The sequence below is a fragment of the Paracoccus tibetensis genome (assembly GCF_900102505.1).
GTDB classification, from domain to species: domain Bacteria; phylum Pseudomonadota; class Alphaproteobacteria; order Rhodobacterales; family Rhodobacteraceae; genus Paracoccus; species Paracoccus tibetensis.
Genome location: NZ_FMVT01000004.1, coordinates 68,066 through 86,322, shown reverse-complemented (window position 1 = coordinate 86,322; position 18,257 = coordinate 68,066). Strand labels below are relative to the sequence as shown.

The 18,257-nt window shown below is 70.0% G+C and carries 19 protein-coding genes and 3 tRNA genes; 16 read left to right on the top strand and 6 right to left on the bottom strand.

Annotated features, from left to right (window positions below; genetic code table 11):
• The first annotated feature begins 44 nt into the window (after window positions 1–44).
• Complete coding sequence (trpB, locus tag BLP73_RS06675) at window positions 45–1,271, top strand: tryptophan synthase subunit beta (RefSeq protein WP_090741630.1); 1,227 nt, start codon at window positions 45–47, stop codon at window positions 1,269–1,271.
• Here trpB and BLP73_RS06670 read toward each other — a convergent pair whose 3' ends face one another.
• From BLP73_RS06670 to tyrS, 4 genes are all read right to left on the bottom strand, one after another.
• Complete coding sequence (locus tag BLP73_RS06670) at window positions 1,272–1,883, bottom strand: DUF4893 domain-containing protein (RefSeq protein WP_090741628.1); 612 nt, start codon at window positions 1,881–1,883, stop codon at window positions 1,272–1,274.
• 1 nt (window position 1,884) lies between these two features.
• Window positions 1,885–2,259 carry a DUF2237 family protein gene (locus tag BLP73_RS06665; protein ID WP_090741626.1) on the bottom strand — a complete coding sequence of 125 codons (375 nt, stop codon included), beginning with the start codon at window positions 2,257–2,259 and terminating at the stop codon, window positions 1,885–1,887.
• 120 nt (window positions 2,260–2,379) lie between these two features.
• Window positions 2,380–2,529, bottom strand: coding sequence for a hypothetical protein (locus tag BLP73_RS19330; protein ID WP_175453264.1), 150 nt, complete (start codon window positions 2,527–2,529; stop codon window positions 2,380–2,382).
• A 124-nt stretch (window positions 2,530–2,653) separates the two neighbouring features.
• On the bottom strand, window positions 2,654–3,898 hold the full coding sequence (gene tyrS / locus BLP73_RS06660) for a tyrosine--tRNA ligase (RefSeq protein ID WP_090741624.1): 1,245 nt from the start codon (window positions 3,896–3,898) through the stop codon (window positions 2,654–2,656).
• 59 nt (window positions 3,899–3,957) lie between these two features.
• Between tyrS and BLP73_RS06655 the strand changes: the two genes are divergently transcribed.
• The 6 genes from BLP73_RS06655 to BLP73_RS06630 all read left to right on the top strand — a co-directional run bounded on the left by BLP73_RS06655 (window position 3,958) and on the right by BLP73_RS06630 (window position 9,123).
• Window positions 3,958–5,055 carry an anhydro-N-acetylmuramic acid kinase gene (locus BLP73_RS06655; RefSeq protein WP_090741622.1) on the top strand — a complete coding sequence of 366 codons (1,098 nt, stop codon included), beginning with the start codon at window positions 3,958–3,960 and terminating at the stop codon, window positions 5,053–5,055.
• A gap of 124 nt (window positions 5,056–5,179) precedes the next feature.
• The gene (locus BLP73_RS06650; protein ID WP_090741620.1) at window positions 5,180–5,881 is read left to right on the top strand and encodes a hypothetical protein; all 702 of its coding nucleotides are present in this window, start codon (window positions 5,180–5,182) and stop codon (window positions 5,879–5,881) included.
• Between the two features lie 146 nt (window positions 5,882–6,027).
• On the top strand, window positions 6,028–7,482 hold the full coding sequence (locus BLP73_RS06645) for a PRC-barrel domain-containing protein (RefSeq protein WP_090741618.1): 1,455 nt from the start codon (window positions 6,028–6,030) through the stop codon (window positions 7,480–7,482).
• Between the two features lie 111 nt (window positions 7,483–7,593).
• Window positions 7,594–7,670 (top strand) — tRNA-Asp (locus BLP73_RS06640).
• Window positions 7,671–7,696: 26 nt separating this feature from the next.
• Window positions 7,697–7,773 (top strand) — tRNA-Asp (locus tag BLP73_RS06635).
• A gap of 93 nt (window positions 7,774–7,866) precedes the next feature.
• Window positions 7,867–9,123 (top strand): glutamate-5-semialdehyde dehydrogenase, encoded by a 1,257-nt coding sequence (locus BLP73_RS06630; protein ID WP_090742094.1) that lies wholly within the window; start codon window positions 7,867–7,869, stop codon window positions 9,121–9,123.
• A 5-nt stretch (window positions 9,124–9,128) separates the two neighbouring features.
• Here the strand turns inward: BLP73_RS06630 and BLP73_RS06625 are convergent, their stop codons facing one another.
• Window positions 9,129–9,755 (bottom strand): histidine phosphotransferase family protein, encoded by a 627-nt coding sequence (locus BLP73_RS06625; protein WP_245686576.1) that lies wholly within the window; start codon window positions 9,753–9,755, stop codon window positions 9,129–9,131.
• A 39-nt stretch (window positions 9,756–9,794) separates the two neighbouring features.
• On the opposite strand from BLP73_RS06625, the gene BLP73_RS06620 reads away from it, so the two are divergent.
• The 4 genes from BLP73_RS06620 (at window position 9,795) to BLP73_RS06605 (ending at window position 14,087) form a co-directional block, all read left to right on the top strand.
• Window positions 9,795–9,971, top strand: a complete 177-nt coding sequence (locus BLP73_RS06620; protein ID WP_090741614.1) for a DUF3553 domain-containing protein — start codon at window positions 9,795–9,797, stop codon at window positions 9,969–9,971.
• A 140-nt stretch (window positions 9,972–10,111) separates the two neighbouring features.
• Entirely contained in the window at window positions 10,112–10,897 is a 786-nt protein-coding gene (olsB, locus tag BLP73_RS06615) for an L-ornithine N(alpha)-acyltransferase (RefSeq protein WP_090741612.1), read from the top strand.
• Window positions 10,894–11,748 (top strand): lyso-ornithine lipid O-acyltransferase, encoded by an 855-nt coding sequence (olsA, locus tag BLP73_RS06610; protein ID WP_090741610.1) that lies wholly within the window; start codon window positions 10,894–10,896, stop codon window positions 11,746–11,748. Before olsB ends, olsA begins: the two co-directional genes overlap by 4 nt.
• 74 nt (window positions 11,749–11,822) lie before the next feature.
• Complete coding sequence (locus BLP73_RS06605) at window positions 11,823–14,087, top strand: adenosylcobalamin-dependent ribonucleoside-diphosphate reductase (RefSeq protein WP_090741608.1); 2,265 nt, start codon at window positions 11,823–11,825, stop codon at window positions 14,085–14,087.
• Window positions 14,088–14,272: 185 nt separating this feature from the next.
• Here BLP73_RS06605 and BLP73_RS06600 read toward each other — a convergent pair.
• Window positions 14,273–14,347, bottom strand: a tRNA-Thr gene (locus BLP73_RS06600).
• Window positions 14,348–14,495: 148 nt separating this feature from the next.
• On the opposite strand from BLP73_RS06600, the gene BLP73_RS19325 reads away from it, so the two are divergent.
• From BLP73_RS19325 to BLP73_RS06580, 5 genes are read left to right on the top strand one after another with little or no spacing between them, the layout of a single operon-like run.
• The gene (locus tag BLP73_RS19325; RefSeq protein WP_175453263.1) at window positions 14,496–14,666 is read left to right on the top strand and encodes a hypothetical protein; all 171 of its coding nucleotides are present in this window, start codon (window positions 14,496–14,498) and stop codon (window positions 14,664–14,666) included.
• Window positions 14,666–15,937 (top strand): UDP-N-acetylglucosamine 1-carboxyvinyltransferase, encoded by a 1,272-nt coding sequence (murA, locus tag BLP73_RS06595; protein WP_090741607.1) that lies wholly within the window; start codon window positions 14,666–14,668, stop codon window positions 15,935–15,937. Before BLP73_RS19325 ends, murA begins: the two co-directional genes overlap by 1 nt.
• Before the next feature lie 2 nt (window positions 15,938–15,939).
• On the top strand, window positions 15,940–16,416 hold the full coding sequence (locus BLP73_RS06590; protein WP_090741603.1) for a DUF2948 family protein: 477 nt from the start codon (window positions 15,940–15,942) through the stop codon (window positions 16,414–16,416).
• Between the two features lie 50 nt (window positions 16,417–16,466).
• Entirely contained in the window at window positions 16,467–17,780 is a 1,314-nt protein-coding gene (hisD, locus tag BLP73_RS06585) for a histidinol dehydrogenase (RefSeq protein WP_090741601.1), read from the top strand.
• Window positions 17,777–18,256: a UPF0262 family protein gene (locus BLP73_RS06580; RefSeq protein WP_090741599.1), complete on the top strand. Its 480-nt coding sequence runs from the start codon at window positions 17,777–17,779 to the stop codon at window positions 18,254–18,256. Before hisD ends, BLP73_RS06580 begins: the two co-directional genes overlap by 4 nt.
• Window position 18,257 lies beyond the last annotated feature (1 nt).

Below are 18,257 nucleotides of genomic sequence, written 5' to 3'. Positions count from 1 at the left end.
TCTTCGTTGCCCAAATACCCGATTCAACCGCAAAGGCCGCGCCCATGCCCGACGATCTGCCGAACAGCTTCACCACCGGCCCCGACGAGCAGGGCCGCTTCGGCATCTATGGCGGGCGCTTCGTGTCGGAGACGCTGATGCCGCTGATCCTCGACCTGGAGGCGGAATACGAGCGCGCCAAGACCGACCCGTCCTTCTGGGCGCAGATGGACGATCTGTGGACGCATTACGTGGGCCGGCCCAGCCCGCTCTATTTCGCCGAGCGGCTGACGCAGCATCTGGGCGGTGCCAAGATCTACATGAAGCGCGACGAGCTGAACCATACCGGCGCGCACAAGATCAACAACGTGCTGGGCCAGATCCTTCTGGCGATGCGCATGGGCAAGACGCGCATCATCGCCGAAACCGGCGCCGGCCAGCACGGCGTCGCCACCGCCACCGTCTGCGCGCGCTTCGGGCTGAAATGCATCGTCTACATGGGCGCCCATGACGTCGAGCGGCAGGCGCCCAACGTCTTCCGCATGCGTCTTCTGGGGGCCGAGGTCGTGCCCGTCACCTCGGGGCGCGGCACGCTGAAGGACGCGATGAACGACGCGCTGCGCGATTGGGTCACGAACGTGCGCGACACCTTCTACTGCATCGGCACGGTCGCCGGCCCGCACCCCTATCCGGCGATGGTGCGCGACTTCCAGTCGATCATCGGCAAGGAGGTGCGCGAGCAGATCACGGCGCGCGAGGGGCGGCTGCCGGACACGCTGGTCGCGGCGATCGGCGGCGGCTCGAACGCGATGGGCCTCTTCTACCCGTTCCTGAACGACGCCGAGGTCGGCATCATCGGCGTCGAGGCGGGCGGCAAGGGTGTCGACGAGACGATGCAGCATTGCGCCAGCCTGACCGGCGGGCGCGCGGGCGTGCTGCACGGCAACCGCACCTATCTTCTGCAGGACGAGGACGGGCAGATCCTGGAAGGGCACTCGATCAGCGCGGGGCTCGACTATCCCGGTATCGGGCCGGAACATGCCTGGCTGAAGGACGTGGGCCGCGCGGAATATGTCAGCATCACCGATGACGAGGCGCTGGCTGCCTTCCAGCTCTGCTGCGCGCAGGAGGGGATCATCCCGGCGCTGGAACCGAGCCACGCCCTCGCCCATGTCATCAAGATCGCGCCCGGCCTGCCGGCTGACCATCTGATCGTGATGAACATGTGCGGGCGCGGCGACAAGGACATCTTCACCGTCGCCAAGCATCTCGGCTTCGAGATGACGGTCTGATCAGCGGCTGAGAAGCAGCAGGTTTAGGTCGGATTCCAGATAGGGCAGGGGCAGGATCATCCGGCCCTTGTCCGCGCTTGCGAACTCGACAACGCCCACCTCCGGCACGCGCTGCGGATTGGCCGAAGGATCGACCTCGGCCGGCAGCTCGGCGTAGGGCGGGGGCGTGTCGCCGGCGATGAAGCCGGTGCCGGCATAGACCATCTGATCACCGCGCAGCCCGATTTGCCCGATCATCCGCTGCGAGCCGGTCAGCTTCTCGAAGCTGCCATTCGCGCCGATCCGGCAGCGGAAGGGCGCATAGGCCGTCAGCGACAGGATGCCGCCCAGCTTCACCACCCGGCAGGACCAATCGCCTTCCATGACCGCGGCCGCCTCAGCGGCGGGCAAGGCAGGGCCGGAAAGACCCTCGACCACGATCTGCACGTCCTCGGGCGCGCCCTCTGCGAAAGCGCCCAGCAAGTTGCGGCCCACGATTGCATCGCGCTGCGACAGGCGCTCCACATCGTCGGGGCGCAGGCTGTCCTCGATCGGAGCCAGGGGTTCGGCCGCGGCGGCCAAGGTCAGGCCCGCGGCCAGCGCCGGGGCGAGGAGCAAGATCTGTCGAAGCATTCTAGCCTTCTGCGTTCACGGAATGAGCCTGGAGAAGCGCCAGCGGCACGATGTCCAGCGCGCGGCGATGCGTCGCCTCCAGCACCACCTTCGGCGCGGCATACTCCTGCGCCGCCTGCAGGAAGCGCCCCGCGCAGAGGCACCAGCGCTCGCCGGCCTTCAGCCCCGGAAAGCCGAATTCCGGCCGGGGCGTCGTCAGGTCGTTGCCCAGGTAGCGGGACATGGCGAGGAATTCGTCGGTCAGCACGACGCAGACGGTGTGGCTGCCCCGATCCTCGGGGCCCGTGTCGCAGCAGCCGTTGCGGTAGAACCCGGTCATGGGCCGGGTCGAGCAGGGCTGAAGCGGCCCTCCGAGCACGTTGATCGACTGTTCCATGCCGCTCCTCCTGTGCGAAGGGTAGCGCGGCGGCGGGGTGGTGCCAAGGCGGCACGCCATCACGAAGCTGCGGACATGCGAAAGGGGCCCGAAGGCCCCCTGAGGTCGCTGCGGCGCGGATCAGGCCGCGCGGCGGGCGTCGAGTTCGCTCATCACCGGGCGAGGGCGTTCCTCGCGGGTGAAGTAGGCGTACATCTGGTCCAGCACGGCCTCGGCCTCGGCGGCAAGCTTGCGCTGCGCGATGCTGGTGGTTTTGTTGGCGTCTGCCATGGTCGTCTCCAAGGGTCTGGTTTCCCCTCCCGTGACGTTCAGATAAGCGTCCGGGAGGGGGGATGCCAGAGGACGAACGCCGCGTCAGACCCCGCGCAAGCCGGCCATGCGCAAGGCGGGCAGCTCAGCCGACGCGCAGCAGGCGGTGCTTCTTCTTGCCGATCGAGACCTTCAGCCCGTCCCCGATCAGGTGTGCATCCACCGACATCTGCGGGTCCGTCACCGCCTCGTTGTTGAAGCGGAGGCCCCCTTCGGCCACGAGGCGCTTGGCTTCCTTGCCCGAAGGCACCAGACCCGCCTGCACCAGCGCCTGCACGGCCGACAGCCCCTCGCCCAGAAGCGCGGCGGGGATCACGGCGACCTCAAGCTCGGCGCCGACACCGCCCTGCTCGAAGACTTCGCGGGCGGTTTCCTCGGCCCGCGCGGCGGCATCGGCGCCATGCAGCAGGGTCGTCACCTCATTGGCAAGCCGGATTTTGGCAATATTGATCTCGGACCCGCCAAGAGCGGCCAGCCGGTCGATCTCGTCCAGCGGCAGCTCGGTGTAGAGGCGCAGGAAGCGGCCCACATCGGCATCGGTCGAGTTGCGCCAGAACTGCCAGAACTCGTAGGGCGGCAGCATCGCGCCGTTCAGCCAGGTCGCCCCGCCCGCCGACTTGCCCATCTTGCGCCCATCCGAGGTCGTCAGAAGGGGCGAGGTCAGCCCGTAGATCACTCGGTCATCCACCCGCCGCGTCAGGTCGATCCCGTTGACGATGTTGCCCCACTGGTCCGACCCGCCCATCTGCAGCGTCACGCCGTAGCGGCGGTTCAGCTCGAGGAAGTCGTAGGCCTGCAGGATCATGTAGTTGAATTCGAGGAAGGACAGCGACTGCTCGCGGTCGAGGCGCGACTTCACCGACTCGAAGGACAGCATCCGGTTGACGCTGAAATGCCGCCCGATCTCGCGCAGGAAGGTCAGGTAGTTGAGGTTGTCCAGCCATTCGGCGTTGTTCAGCATCAGCGCCTTGTCGGCGCCGTAATCGAGGTAGCGCGCGAAGACCTGGCCCATCCCGTCGATGTTCGTCTGGATTGCGGCGTCGTCCAGCAGCGGCCGCTCGTCGCTGCGGAACGAGGGATCGCCGACCTTGGTCGTGCCGCCCCCCATCAGCGTGATCGGGCGGTGGCCGGTCTTCTGCAGCCAGCGCAGCATCATGATGTTCAGCAGGTGCCCGACATGCAGGCTGGCCGCAGTCGCGTCATAGCCGATATAGGCGGTCACCGGCCCGGCCAGCAGCGCCTTGTCCAGCCCCTCGTAATCCGTGCAGTCGGCGACATAGCCGCGCTCGATCATCACGCTCAGGAAATCGGACTTGGGTGCATATGCCATGGGCTTCATCCTTCTGTGCCGGCGCGGTATATCGCGGGGCAGGCACAAGGGGAAGGCGGATGATCCGGGCACTGGGGATGATGTCGGGCACCTCGATGGACGGGGTGGACGCGGCGGTGATCGAGACCGACGGCACCCGCATCGCCGCCTTCGGGCGGACGGGCTTTCGAGCCTATGGCGGCAACGAGGCGGCTGTCCTGCGCGCCGCGCTCGGCCGCTGGCCGGGCGATGCGGGCGTTGCCGAGGCGGCGGCGCTGTCCGAGGCCGCCCATGCCGCGCTCGCCGCAGATTTTCCCGAGGCGGAGGTGATCGGCTATCATGGCCAGACCTTCGCGCATGAGCCGCAGGGGCGGGGCACGCATCAGGCAGGCTCGGGCGCGGCGCTGGCCGCGCAGACAGGGCGGCCGGTGGTCTGGGACTTCCGGTCGGAGGATGTGCGGCAGGGCGGCGAGGGCGCGCCGCTCGCGCCCTTCTTCCACTGGGCCTGCGCGCGGTGGGCGATGGAGGCGAGGCATCTGGACCCAGCCCCGGTCGCCTTCCTCAATCTCGGCGGCGTGGGCAACATCACCTGGCTCGATCCGACGGCCGAGGCGCCCGAGGCGCCGGGCGCCTGCCTCGCCTTCGACACCGGACCCGCGAATGCGCCGCTGAACGACCTGATGCAGGCCCGGCGCGATCTGGCGCTGGACGAGGGCGGGCGGCTGGCGCTGGCGGGGCAGGCGGATGAGGCGCTGGTCGCGGCCTTCCTGCGCGATCCGTGGTTCGACCGACCGCCGCCGAAATCGCTCGACCGCGATCAGTTCGCGGACCGGCTGGCCGGCGTGTCGGCGCTTGGCGATGCCGACGCGGCGGCGACGCTGGTGGCGGTGATCGCAGCCTCCGTGGCGGCAGGGATGCGCTGGATGCCGCAGCCTCCGGCGCAGATGCTGGTCTGCGGTGGCGGGCGGCGCAATCCGGCGATCATGGCGGTTCTGGCCGGGCGCCTTGGCCTGCCGGTCCAGCCGGTCGAGGCGGCGGGCCTCGATGGCGACATGCTGGAGGCCCAGGCCTTCGGCTGGCTGGCCGTGCGGGTGATGCAGGGGCTTCCGACATCGGCGCCGGGCACGACGGGGGTCGCAGCGCCAGCCTGCGGCGGGCGGATCAGCCACCCCAACTAGCCACCCGGTTCCATCAACTTGAGTTGACCGGCCATGGGGGAACGGCGACTGCCGGGGGCCGTTGGGTCGTCGAAGTCGGGCGGCAGCGCTCGGCGACCTGAAAAGAACTGCAAGGAGACGCACGATGAACCGCATGATGATGACCGTGGCCGCCATGGCCCTCGCCGCCCCCGCTTTCGCTCAGGACGCAGCTGCGCCGTCCCCGGCCGACGGCACGCAGATGGACCAAACCGCCCCGGCCGAAGGCACGATGGCGCAAGACCCCGCCGCGCCGATGACGACGACGGACGGCACCATGACCGATACCGGCGGCACCGCCACGACCGGCACCGGCGGCACCATGCCGGCCGAGGGCACCGCGACGACCGGCACGACCGGCACTATGGCGACCGACGGCACGATGACGACTGAAGGCACCGCCGTCGAGGCGCAGCCGATGGCGACCGAGGGCGCCGCGATGGGCCAGACCGCCGAGCTGTCGGCCGAGAACCCGGGCATCACCGCCTCGTGGCTGATGGACCGCGCGATCTATACCACCAACCAGCCCTCGACCACGGCCTGGACCGACACGACCGGCGACACCGTCCCGGGCGACTGGAACGAGATCGCGAACGTCGCGGACCTCGTGATGACCGCGGACGGCGAGCTGGTCGGCTATGTGGCTGACATCGGCGGCTTCCTCGGCCTCGGCGCCCACACGGTGCTGCTGAGCCAGGACATGCTGCATGTCTCGCGCTTCGGCGACGACGTGGTGCTGGCGACCAACTACACCCAGGAAGAGCTCGAGGCTCTGCCGGAATTCGACACCAGCAACCTGATGGACTGACCTTCGATCCCAGGCTGATGCAAAGGGCGCCCCGCGGGGCGCCCTTTCGCGTTGCGGCCTCTCAGGCTCCGGCCGCGCCCGGCACGGAACCGGCATGGCCGCTTCCGCCTTGTTCTGGCGAACCCAGCCATCAGACGGAGGATCACATGCATCGGCAACTTCTGGGAACCGCGGCGGGACTAGCCCTGCTGGCCGCGCCCGCATTCGCGCAGGACGCAGCACCTGCCGGGGCGGAGGGGGCCGCTGCGGCAGGCGCCTGCGCGCCGACCGTCACCGTCACGCAGATGCCGCCCGAGGTGCGCATCACCCTTCCCGAAGATCCGGCCGCCGATCCCGTGGTCACCGTCGTGCAGGCCCCGCCGGAAGTGGTCGTCGAGGATTGCCCCGCCGATGCGGAAGCCGGAACGGCCGTCCCCGAGACGCAGGTCGTGGTCAATGCGGCCGAGACCGCGGAGCTGGTGGTGACCCGCCAGGGCGCGGAAGGGGCCGCGGCTCCGGCTGCCGGGGCCGCCGCGACGGCCGATGAGGCCGGAGCCGAGACCGCTGCCGCCGACGAGGCCACGACCGATGCTGCTGCCGCCGGTGCCGCGGGGACGGATGCCGCCGCGACCGATGCCGCCACGACCGATCCGGCGGCCGCCGAAGGCGCGCCTGCCGATCAGGCTGCCACCGACGCCGATGACCAACCCGCGACGCAGACTGCCGCACCTTCCGAGGCCGAGGATGGCCAGGCGCCCGCCACGACGCTGAACACCCAGGCCGAAGAGGCCGAGGGCGTCGCGCAGCAGGCGGCGCAGGCTGTCGGCCCGGACGGGGGCGACGCGGCCGAGGCCGACGTGCAGGCCATGGGCACCGACGGGCAGCAGCAGGATGCGGCGGGCGCGGAAGCGCAGCCGGCCGGGCAACCCGACGCCACCGCGACCGATGCGGCCGCGCCGGCTGAAGCCGATGCCGCTGCCGCCCCGCCCGCTGCAGATGCCGCTGCCGGCCCGCCCGCGGCGGATGCCGCAGCGCCCGCCGCCGAGGTCACCGCGGGCGAGGACATCCCGCAAGGCGCACGTCCCGAGGGGGCCGAGCCGCTGCGCGACAATGCCGCTGAGGTCGCGCAAGAGCAGCAGGTCATCGAGCAGATGAACGAGGCCGCCGGCACGACCGAACCCGCAGCCGCCGCCCCCACCACTGGTCAGGCCGAACCGCTGCCTGACGCGCCGACCGTCGCGCCTCTGCCCGCCGAGACCGACGGCCAGGCTGCTCCGGCCGAGGCCGCGGCACAGCCCGCCGATCCGGCGGCCGCCCAACCTGCCGCCAGCCTGCGCGAGGGCAATACCGCCGTCCCGCCCGCCGAGGCGATGCAGGCCGATCTGGAAGGCGTCGCCGTCGTCGCGGCCGATGACGAGGAGGTCGGACAGATCCAGCGCCTCGAGGGCCAGGGCGCCATCGTCGTCGGCGTCGGCGGCTTCCTCGGCATCGGCGAGCGGGACGTGGCGATCCCGATGGAGCAGGTCTCGTTCCAGCGCGATGCCGATGGCGAGATGCGGGCCTATCTGCCCTTCGCCTCGGACCAGGTCGAGGCGCTGCCGGAGGCGCAGCCCCAGCAATGACCCGCGCCGCGCGCGCCTGACGCTTTTTTCCACGCGCGCCCTTGACGGGGGCGCGCGTGCTGCGTAAACCCCGCTTCACCCCGGCGGGCGATCGTCCGGGGGATGAGTTGGGCGGTTGTAGCTCAGTTGGTTAGAGTACCGGCCTGTCACGCCGGGGGTCGCGGGTTCGAGCCCCGTCAACCGCGCCACAACTCATCATTCGCCCGGAAAATGCGCGGTTGTAGCTCAGTTGGTTAGAGTACCGGCCTGTCACGCCGGGGGTCGCGGGTTCGAGCCCCGTCAACCGCGCCACTTTCCCCTTCCTCTTCCTTCCCTCGGCCGGCCTCGCTAGAAGGGCCGCACCGCCATCAGCGGCGGCACGGACACGAGGATGACATGACGCAGATGGCAGAGGCGCAGCAACTGATTTCGGACCTGGGCAAACGGGCGCGCGACGCGGCCCTGACGCTGGCCGAGGCGCCAGCCGATGCCAAGGCGCAGGCGCTGGAGACCGCCGCCGATGCGGTCCTGACGCGGGAGGCCGAGATCCTGCGGGCGAATGCCAGCGATCTGGAGTTCGGGCGCGAGAAGGGGCTCTCCGAGGCGATGCTGGACCGGCTGCGGCTGGACGGCGGCCGCCTTTCCGCCATCGCCATGGGTCTGCGCGAGGTCGCGGCCCAGCCCGATCCGGTCGGACAGGTCATCGCGCAATGGGACCGTCCCTCGGGCCTGCACATCCGCCGCGTCAGGACGCCCATCGGCGTCATCGGCGTCATCTACGAGAGCCGGCCGAACGTGACGGCCGACGCGGGCGCGCTGGCGCTGAAATCGGGCAATGCCGTGATCCTGCGCGGCGGCTCGGAAAGCCTGCATTCCAGCGCCGCGATCCATGCCTGTATGGCCGAGGGGCTGCGCGCAGCGGGCCTGCCCGAAGCGGCGATCCAGATGGTGCCGACGCGGGACCGCGCGGCGGTCAGCGCCATGCTCCAGGCCCAGGGGCTGATCGACGTCATCATCCCCCGCGGTGGCAAGGGACTGGTCGGGCTTGTCCAGTCCGAGGCGCGCGTGCCGGTCTTCGCGCATCTCGAGGGCATCTGCCATGTCTACGTGGACGGCGCGGCTGATCTGGACAAGGCGCGCCGCGTCGTCCTGAACGCCAAGACGCGCCGGACGGGCATCTGCGGGGCGGCCGAGTGCCTGCTGATCGACCGGGCCTTCCTCGCGCGGCATGGCGACATCCTGCTGCGCGACCTGATCGCGGCCGGGGTCGAGGTGCGCGCGGCCGACGAACTGGCAGGGACGGCGGGCACTGTCCCGGCGGCAGAGGGTGACTTCGGCCACGAGTTCCTGGACATGATCATCGCCGCCCGGCCGGTGGACGGGATCGAGGCGGCGATCGCGCATATCCGCCGCTTCGGCAGCCAGCACACCGAGGCGATCCTGACCGAGGATCAGGCGAAGGCCGACCGCTTCTTCCGCGCGCTCGACAGCGCGATCCTGCTGCACAACGCCTCGACCCAGTTCGCGGACGGGGGCGAGTTCGGCATGGGCGCCGAGATCGGGATCGCCACCGGCAAGATGCATGCGCGCGGCCCGGTGGGCGCCGAGCAGCTGACCAGCTTCAAGTACCTGGTCAGCGGCGACGGGACGATCCGCAGCTAGGGCGCCTAGAAGCTGATCTCGGCGCCGGTATCGTCAAGCTCGGCCCGCAGGGGCCGGCCCGCGTTGGCGGCGGCCTCGGCCAGCAGCGGGAACTGCACCTCGGACGGGGCGGGAACCCGCGGCGGGGCGCTGCCGTCGAGCCAAGCCCAGAGCGCAGGGTCCTGGCGGCTGCGCTCGCATTCGGCGACGACGCGCCAGCCCGTCTCGGTTCGCACGGCCATGACGCGGCCGCCCCAGGGCAGCGCCGTCTCGAGGCACATGAGGCTGAGAAGGACCATCCGCCCCTCGTGGCGCGGCAGGTCGCGGTCGGCCTCGACCTCGACCTTGAGCCGGCCTTGGCCCGACAGCCCCTCGAGCAGGCGGCGCAGTTCCGACAGGCTGATGCGCTGATCGCCCGCAGAGGTGCCAAAGGCGACGCGGTAGGCTCCGATCCGCAGCAGGGCCGCCGTCACCGCCTCGGCGATCAGCTGCATCTCGGCCGACTGGCCAAGGCCGGGGAAGCTGGAGGACATCTCCAGCAGCTCGACGCCGTTGCCGATCGCCCCGAGCGGGGAGACGACGTCATGGCAAAGCCGCGATCCCACCAGGGCTGCCAGATCGGCTGCCGGAAGCGGCCTTGTCTCGAACGTCATGGGTGTTACCCTTCCTTCTCGCATTTCGGAGGCGCAGACGTGAACGAGATCCTCGAGCCCGGCATGATCGTCCGACACCCCGGCGCGCCCGAATGGGGCGAGGGGCAGGTGCAATCACGCATCGGCGACCGCATCACCGTGAACTTTGCCGAAGCCGGCAAGCAGGTGATCGACGGCCGGCGGATCACGTTGGAAATCCTGCGATTCCATGTGTGACTTCCTGTCCTTTCCACGATTGCAACCTTGGGTTGTCATTGGCAAGCGGTTTTTCGCCTATGGCCTGACGGCACGATGCGCTGTTGCAACGGGGGCGCCCCTTCCCTAGACAGCGCCCGAGCCCGAACGATGGAGTGCCCGTGACGCGGACCGACCCTTCCTTCTTCGACGTGCGGCTGGCGACCAGCGCGCAGGACCTCGCGGCGGCGCAGCGGCTGCGCTACCGGGTCTTCGTCGAGGAGCTGGGTGGCACCGGCCCAATGGTCGATCACGAGATGCGGCTGGAGCGGGACGAGTTCGATCCCGTCGTGGATCACCTCTGCCTCGTCGACACGCGCCGCGATGCCGAGGCGCTGGATCACGTGGTCGGCGTCTACCGCCTGCTGCCGGGCGACCGGGCCGAGGCGTTCGGCCGCTTCTACTGCGACGCGGAATACGATCTTGCGCCCCTGCGCCGGTCCGGCCGCCCGCTGCTGGAGCTGGGGCGCTCCTGCGTGGACGCCGACTACCGGGGCAGTTCGGGCATGTTCCTGATGTGGAACGCGCTGGCCGATTACGTCCTCGATCACGGCATCGAGCTGCTCTTCGGCGTCGCCAGCTTCCACGGCACCGACATCCCGATGCTGGCGCCCTCGCTCAGCTGGCTGCATCACCACCACCTCGCGCCCGAGGGGCTGCGGCCGGTGGCGCGGCCCGAAGGCTTCCAGCGGATGGACCTGATCGCGGCCGACAGGCTCGACCGGCGCGAGGCGCTGGTGGGCATGCCCGCGCTCATCAAGGCCTATCTGCGCCTCGGCGGCATGGTCGGGCAGGGGGCCTTCATCGACCGCGCCTTCAACACGACCGACGTCTTCCTGCTGATGGACACGGCGGCGATGTCGGCCAAGCACCGGCAGTTCTACGAATCCCGCCGGCAGGGCGCATGAGCGAGCCGCTGCCGGCGCCGCGGGAGGCGACCTGGCGCGACGGGGTGCCGCCCGCGCTGCCCCGGCCGCAGGGCCTGCGGGACTGGCTGCGGGTGGCCCGCCGCTTGGCTCCGGCCGTCCTGGTCCTGTTGCTCGGCGTCCTGCTGATCCTTCCGCTGCGCGCGGCCGAGCGGCTGGTCCACGGCCCGCGCCGGCCGTGGTGCGGGCCGCATGTCCAGATCGTCTGCCGGCTGGTGCTGGCCTGCCTCGGGATCGGCTGGCGCCGCGAGGGGCAGCCGATGCGCCAGCCCGGCGCGGTCGTCGCGAACCATTCCAGCTGGCTGGACATCCTGGTGATGAACGCCGCGCTGCCGGTCTTCTTCGTCAGCAAGGCCGAGGTCGCCGGCTGGCCCGGCATCAACATCCTGACCCGCGTCACCGACACGCATTTCGTCACCCGCGATCCCCGCCTCGCACGGGCGCAGGCGCGTGAGCTGGCGCAGCGCCTGCGCCACGGCCACCGCCTGCTGTTCTTCCCCGAGGGCACCTCGACCGACGGCCGGCGCGTCCTGCCCTTCAAGCCGACGCTGTTCCAGGCCTTTCTCGGGGACGACATGCCCGCCGGCCTCGCGATTCAGCCGATGAGCGTCCTCTACACCGCGCCCGCCGGCGAGGACCCCCGATTCTACGGCTGGTGGTCCGACATGGAGCTGGGCCCGCACCTGCTGGCGGTCCTGTCCGCGCCCCGGCAGGGCCATGTGCTCGTGCGCCTGCACCCGCCCATCCCGGCCGAGGGCCATGACCGCAAAAGCCTTTCGGCAGCCTGCCAGTCTGCGGTATCGTCCAGCTTCACGACGCTGCCCGATTGCTGAGTCGGGGGTTGCCTCTGGCAGCTGCCGTCTATATGTAGCGGTTAACTCCGAAATCGACGCTAAGGAATGTGGACATGACCCGCTTTGCTGCCCCTATTGCCGAACAGATCTGGGACATGAAGTACCGGATGAAGACCGCCGAGGGGCAGCCGGTGGACGCCACGGTCGAGGACAGCTGGCGCCGCGTCGCCCGCGATCTGGCGCGGGTCGAGGCCGATCCGGCCCTGTGGGAGGACCGCTTCTTCTCGGCACTCGAGGATTTCAAGTTCCTGCCCGCCGGCCGCATCCTGGCCGGGGCGGGGACCGGGCGCACGGTGACGCTCTTCAACTGCTTCGTCATGGGCACGGTGCCGGACAGCATGTCGGGCATCTTCGACATGCTGAAGGAGGCCGCGCTGACCATGCAGCAAGGCGGCGGGATCGGCTACGACTTCTCGACCATCCGCCCGCGCGGGGCAGAGGTGAAGGGCGTCGCCGCCGACGCCTCGGGCCCGCTGTCCTTCATGGATGTCTGGGACGCGATGTGCCGCACGATCATGTCCGCAGGCAGCCGCCGCGGCGCCATGATGGCGACGATGCGCTGCGATCACCCCGACGTCGAGCAGTTCATCGAGGCCAAGCAGGACAGCGCCCGCCTGCGCATGTTCAACCTGTCGGTCCTGATCACCGACGACTTCATGGAAGCCGTCCGCGCGGACGGCCCGTGGGAGCTGAAGTTCGACGGCCGCGTCTACCGCACCGTGCAGGCGCTGGACCTGTGGAACCGGATCATGAAGGCGACCTATGATTTCGCCGAGCCGGGCGTGATCTTCATCGACCGCATCAACAAGGCCAACAACCTCTCCTATGTCGAGACGATCGCGGCGACGAATCCCTGCGGCGAGCAACCCCTGCCGCCCTACGGCGCCTGCCTCCTGGGCTCGATCAACCTCGCGCGGCTGGTGACGAACCCCTTCACGGATGCCGCCGAGCTGGACCCCGAGGGGCTGGACGAGCTGGTCCGCACCGCCGTGCGGATGATGGACAACGTCGTGGACGCCTCGCGCTTCCCGCTGGAGGCGCAGGCCGAGGAGGCGCGCAACAAGCGCCGCATCGGCCTTGGCGTCACCGGGCTCGCCGACGCGCTGTTGATGCTGGGCCTGCGCTACGGCGCGGATGACGCGGTCGCGCAGACCCGTCGCTGGATGAAGGCGATCGCCCGCTCGGCCTATCTCGCCTCGGTCGATCTGGCGCGCGAGAAGGGCGCTTTCCCGCTGTTCGACGCGGAGAAATACTTGGCCTCGGGCTTCATGTCCAAGATGGACGCGGACGTGCGCGAGGCCATCGCCACGCATGGCATCCGCAACGCTCTGCTGACCTCGATCGCGCCGACCGGGACGATCAGCCTCTATGCCGGCAATGTCAGCTCGGGGATCGAACCGGTCTTCGCCTATGCCTATACCCGCAAGGTCTTGCAGAAGGACGGCAGCCGCACCGAGGAGGAGGTCGTCGATTACGCCGTGCAGATGTGGCGCGACCTCAAGGGCGACGCGCCGCTGCCGGATTACTTCGTGAACGCGCAGACGCTGGCGCCGCGCGATCACGTCGCCATGCAGGCGGCCGCGCAGGAATGGGTGGACAGCTCGATCTCGAAGACGATCAACTGCCCCGAGGACATCAGCTTCGACGCCTTCAAGGACGTCTACCTGGCGGCCTGGGACCTCGGCTGCAAGGGCTGCACGACCTACCGGCCGAACGCGGTCACGGGGTCTGTCCTGTCAGTGAGCGAGGCGACCGAGAAGGCGCCCGAGGCCGACAAGGGCGCCGACGTCGTCTACCTGACCGAGCCGCTGGACCGCCCCGCGGCGCTGGAGGGCGCGACATACAAGCTGAAATGGCCGGGCAGCGAGCACGCGATCTACATCACGATCAACGACATTGTGCAGGGCACCCACCGCCGCCCCTTCGAGATCTTCATCAACTCGAAGAATATGGAGCATTACGCTTGGACGGTGGCGCTGACGCGGATGGTCTCGGCCGTCTTCCGCCGCGGCGGCGACGTGAGCTTCGTGGTCGAGGAGCTGAAGGCCGTCTTCGACCCGCGCGGCGGCGCCTGGATGTCGGGCCGCTACGTTCCCTCGATCCTCGCGGCCATCGGCGGCGTGATCGAGCGGCACCTGATCGAGACCGGCTTTCTCGCCGGCGAGGGCCTCGGCCTCAAGGCGGACCCGCAGGCCGAACTGATGGCCGTGGGCGAGACGCCCCGCGGCCCGGCCTGCTCCAGCTGCGGTCAGTACGGCATGCGCATGGTCGAAGGTTGCATGACATGCCCGAGCTGCGGCCACTCCAAGTGCGGCTGACGCAGTCAGGCTGAGCGGGTTCGAAGCGAGAAGCCCCCTGCGGCGGCCAACGCCGCAGGGGGCTTCTCGCATGACCTGCGCCTGGTCATCGACGCATCGACCGGGACATCCCGCGTCGACGTGACAAGCGACATCAAGCAGGCTGCCCGGTCGGAGCAAAACGCATCAGTTTGTGAGGATTGAGATGGTGCTGCGAGAGAGGATTGAACTCTCGACCTCACCCTTACCAAGGGTGTGCTCTACCACTGAGCTACCGCAGCGACCGGAGGCGGGCCGTGGCCTGCCGATGTGTGGGCGTTTAGACAATGGCCGGGGCGGGCGCAAGAGGGGATCGGCAATAATTCACGTCAGGCGCCCGCGCGGCGCAGGGCTGCTGGACGGCGGCGGATCGCGGCGGTAACAGGCGGCATGACCGACCGGAAAAAAGACGGGACTGCGGCCAAGGATGAAAAGGCCGCGCGGCGCGCTCTGGCGCTGCGCGAGAACCTGCTGCGCCGGAAGGCGCAGGCGCGGGCGCGGGCCGACAAACCGGCGGACGAGGATCAAGCAGGCAGCGATACAGGCGAGGGCAGAGGCTGATGGACCAGATCATCGTGCGGGGCAACGGCCCGCTGAAGGGCGAGATCCCGATCGCGGGGGCGAAGAACGCCTGTCTCACCCTCATGCCGGCGACGCTGCTGACGGACCAGCCGCTGACGCTGACAAACGCGCCGCGCCTGTCGGACATCCGCACGATGACGGCGCTTCTGGGCTCGCTCGGTGCCGAGGTGGCGAGCCTACAGGACGGTCAGGTGCTGGCGCTGTCGAGCCATGCGCTGACCAGCCACCGCGCGGACTATGACATCGTGCGCAAGATGCGCGCCTCGATCCTGGTGCTGGGCCCGCTTCTGGCGCGGGACGGGGTGGCCGAGGTCTCGTTGCCGGGGGGCTGCGCCATCGGCGCGCGTCCGGTCGACCTGCATCTGCGCGCGCTCGAGGCGATGGGCGCGGAGCTGGACCTGCGCGAGGGCTATGTCCATGCCAAGGCGCCGGCGGGCGGGCTGAAGGGCGCCGTGTTCGAGTTTCCGCTTGTCTCGGTCGGGGCCACCGAGAACGCGCTGATGGCGGCGACGCTGGCGCGGGGCACCTCGGTCCTGAAGAACGTGGCGCGCGAGCCCGAGATCGTGGACCTGGCCCGCTGCCTCCGCGCGATGGGCGCGCGGATCGAGGGCGAGGGGACGGACACGCTGACCGTCGAGGGCGTGGACGCGCTGCATGGCGCGACGCATCCGGTGGTGACCGACCGGATCGAGCTGGGCACCTACATGCTTGCACCGGCTATGTGCGGCGGCGAGGTCGAGCTGCTCGGCGGGCGGATCGAGCTGCTTTCGGCCTTCTGCGAGAAGCTGGACGAGGCCGGCATCAGCGTCGAGGAGACGCCGCGCGGCATCCGCGTGGCGCGGCGCAACGGCCGCGTCAAGGCGGTGAACGTGACCACGGCGCCGTTCCCGGGCTTTCCGACCGACCTTCAGGCGCAGTTCATGGCGCTGATGTGCCTGGCCGAGGGAACCAGCGTGCTGGAAGAAACGATCTTCGAGAACCGCTTCATGCACGCGCCCGAGCTGACGCGCATGGGCGCGCGCATCGAGGTGCATGGCGGACATGCGACGGTGCGGGGCGTGGAGCGGCTGCGCGGCGCGCCGGTGATGGCGACGGACCTGCGGGCCTCGGTCAGCCTGATCCTGGCCGGCATGGCCGCCGAGGGTGCCACGACCGTCAGCCGGGTCTATCATCTCGACCGCGGCTACGAGCATGTCGTCCGCAAGCTGCGCGCCGTGGGCGCCCATATCGAACGCGTGACCGAGGAGTGACCATGTCCCGTGATGCCAGATTTGCCGATGCCGACCCGCGCCCGCTGGCGCTGAAGGCCGAGGACGAGGCGGATCTGCGCGTCCTGTCGTCGCTGGTGCAGGACGCCGTGCTGACGGCTGCCGACATCAGCTTCGACGCCAAGGCGCGGCGGCTGGCGGTGCTGCTGACGCGCTTCCGATGGGAGGACGCCGAGGCGGCCTCGGGCGAGGGGCGCCAGTTCGAGCGGGTCCGCGCGCTGCTGGTCGTCAGCGACGTGATGCGCGTGGTGAGCGACGGGATCTCGCCCGACCCCGACACGGTGCTGGAGCTGCTGGCGCTGCGCTGGTTCCCCGGCCAGGACGGGACGGGGCGCCTGTCGCTGGATTTCGCGGGCGACGGGACCATCCTGGCCGAGGCCGAGTGCATCAATCTCGACCTGCGCGACGTGACGCGGCCGCATCGGGCGGTCTCGGGGAAGGCGCCGTCGCACCCGGACTGAGCCGCCGCTTGGGTATTTGGACAACGAAGAAGTCGCGGAAAGGGCTTGAGATGCCGGTGTTTCTGGATACGCGCGAGGATGGGTTCGAGGCGGGCTTCCGGGCGATGCTGGCCGCCAAGCGCGAGGACGCGGCCGATGTGGGCGAGGCGGTGACGGGCATCATCGCCGAGGTCCGCAGCCGGGGCGATGCCGCGCTCTGCGACCTGACCGCGCGCTTCGACCGGCTGGACCTGGCGCCCGAGGGCCTGCGCTTCTCGACCGAGGAGATCGCGGCGCAGGTCGCGCGGGTGTCCGCCGAGGATCGCGCGGCGCTGGCCCTGGCGGCCGAGCGCATCCGCGCCTACCACGCCCGGCAGATGCCCGAGGACGCCAGCTGGACCGATCCCGAGGGCGCGACCCTCGGCTGGCGCTGGAGCGCGGTTTCGGCCGCGGGGCTCTATGTGCCGGGGGGGCAGGCGGCCTATCCGTCCTCGGTCCTGATGAACGCGGTCCCGGCGCGGGTGGCGGGCGTCGAGCGGCTGGTCATCTGCGTGCCGACGCCGGGCGGCGTGATCAATCCGCTGGTGCTGCTGGCCGCGCAGCTGTCCGGCGTCGACGAGATCTACCGGATCGGCGGGGCGCAGGCCATCGCGGCCATGGCCTACGGCACCGAGACGATCGCGCCCGTGGACAAGATCACCGGGCCGGGCAACGCCTATGTCGCCGCCGCCAAGCGGCAGGTCTTCGGGCGGGTCGGGATTGACATGATCGCAGGCCCCTCCGAGGTGCTGGTGATCGCCGACGGCGAGCAGAACCCCGACTGGCTGGCCTGGGACCTCCTGGCGCAGGCCGAGCATGACGCGGATGCGCAGTCGATCCTCATCACCACCGATCCCGCCATGGCCCGCGAGGTCGCGCTCGCGGTCGAGCGGATCATCCCGACGCTGGACCGCGCCGCCATCGCCGGGGCAAGCTGGCGCGACTACGGGACCATCATCACCGTGCGCGACCTGGACGAGGCCGCGCGGCTGTCGGACCGCATCGCGCCCGAGCATCTGGAGCTGTGCGTCGCCGATCCCGAGGCGCTGGCCGCGAAATGCCGCCATGCCGGCGCCATCTTCCTGGGGGCGCACACGCCCGAGGCGGTGGGCGACTATGTCAGCGGCCCGAATCACGTCCTGCCGACGGCGCGGTCGGCGCGCTTCTCCTCGGGGCTGTCGGTGATGGATTTCCTCAAGCGCACCACGATGGCGCGGCTGACGCCGGGGGCACTCGCCGCCATCGGTCCCGCCGCGGTGCGGCTGGCGGCATCGGAAGGGTTGCAGGCGCATGGCGCTTCGGTTCAGGCTCGGCTCGGGACGCTGAACGAAAGGCCAAACGGATGAGCCGCATCACCCGGATCGAGATCGACGACCGCGCGCTGCCCCCCGCCACGCCCGAGATGGATCAGGAGCGGCGCGTCGCCATCTTCGACCTGATCGAGGAGAACAACTTCGCCGTCCCCGCCCGCGACGGCGCCGCCCCGCCCGAGGGGCCCTTCGTGCTGGAACTGTGCCTGCACGAGGGGCGGCTGGTCTTCGACGTGACCACGGAAGGCCGCGAGAAGGTGGCGGAGTTCCACCTGTCGCTCGGGCCGTTCCGGCAGGTGGTGAAGGACTATTTCCAGATCTGCCAGAGCTATTTCGACGCCGTCCGCCGCCTGCCGCCCGCCCAGATCGAGGCGATCGACATGGCGCGGCGCGGCATCCACAACGAGGGCGCGCGCACCCTGCAGGAGCGGCTGGAGGGCAAGGCCGAGCTGGACATCTACACCGCGCGGCGCCTGTTCACCCTGATCTGCGCGCTGATCCCGCAGGGCTGAG

Excerpts from the sequence above, each read along its gene's own strand:
- hisD (WP_090741601.1), top strand. The coding sequence starts at position 16,467 with ATGCCGGTGTTTCTGGATACGCGCGAGGATGGGTTCGAGGCGGGCTTC.
- BLP73_RS06580 (WP_090741599.1), top strand. The coding sequence starts at position 17,777 with ATGAGCCGCATCACCCGGATCGAGATCGACGACCGCGCGCTGCCCCCC.
- BLP73_RS19330 (WP_175453264.1), bottom strand. The coding sequence starts at position 2,529 with ATGGCAGACGCCAACAAAACCACCAGCATCGCGCAGCGCAAGCTTGCC.
- BLP73_RS06605 (WP_090741608.1), top strand. The coding sequence starts at position 11,823 with ATGACCCGCTTTGCTGCCCCTATTGCCGAACAGATCTGGGACATGAAG.
- murA (WP_090741607.1), top strand. The coding sequence starts at position 14,666 with ATGGACCAGATCATCGTGCGGGGCAACGGCCCGCTGAAGGGCGAGATC.
- tyrS (WP_090741624.1), bottom strand. The coding sequence starts at position 3,898 with ATGGCATATGCACCCAAGTCCGATTTCCTGAGCGTGATGATCGAGCGC.
- BLP73_RS19325 (WP_175453263.1), top strand. The coding sequence starts at position 14,496 with ATGACCGACCGGAAAAAAGACGGGACTGCGGCCAAGGATGAAAAGGCC.
- olsA (WP_090741610.1), top strand. The coding sequence starts at position 10,894 with ATGAGCGAGCCGCTGCCGGCGCCGCGGGAGGCGACCTGGCGCGACGGG.
- BLP73_RS06590 (WP_090741603.1), top strand. The coding sequence starts at position 15,940 with ATGTCCCGTGATGCCAGATTTGCCGATGCCGACCCGCGCCCGCTGGCG.
- BLP73_RS06665 (WP_090741626.1), bottom strand. The coding sequence starts at position 2,259 with ATGGAACAGTCGATCAACGTGCTCGGAGGGCCGCTTCAGCCCTGCTCG.
- BLP73_RS06630 (WP_090742094.1), top strand. The coding sequence starts at position 7,867 with ATGGCAGAGGCGCAGCAACTGATTTCGGACCTGGGCAAACGGGCGCGC.
- BLP73_RS06655 (WP_090741622.1), top strand. The coding sequence starts at position 3,958 with ATGATCCGGGCACTGGGGATGATGTCGGGCACCTCGATGGACGGGGTG.
- BLP73_RS06670 (WP_090741628.1), bottom strand. The coding sequence starts at position 1,883 with ATGCTTCGACAGATCTTGCTCCTCGCCCCGGCGCTGGCCGCGGGCCTG.
- trpB (WP_090741630.1), top strand. The coding sequence starts at position 45 with ATGCCCGACGATCTGCCGAACAGCTTCACCACCGGCCCCGACGAGCAG.
- BLP73_RS06645 (WP_090741618.1), top strand. The coding sequence starts at position 6,028 with ATGCATCGGCAACTTCTGGGAACCGCGGCGGGACTAGCCCTGCTGGCC.
- BLP73_RS06625 (WP_245686576.1), bottom strand. The coding sequence starts at position 9,755 with ATGACGTTCGAGACAAGGCCGCTTCCGGCAGCCGATCTGGCAGCCCTG.
- BLP73_RS06650 (WP_090741620.1), top strand. The coding sequence starts at position 5,180 with ATGAACCGCATGATGATGACCGTGGCCGCCATGGCCCTCGCCGCCCCC.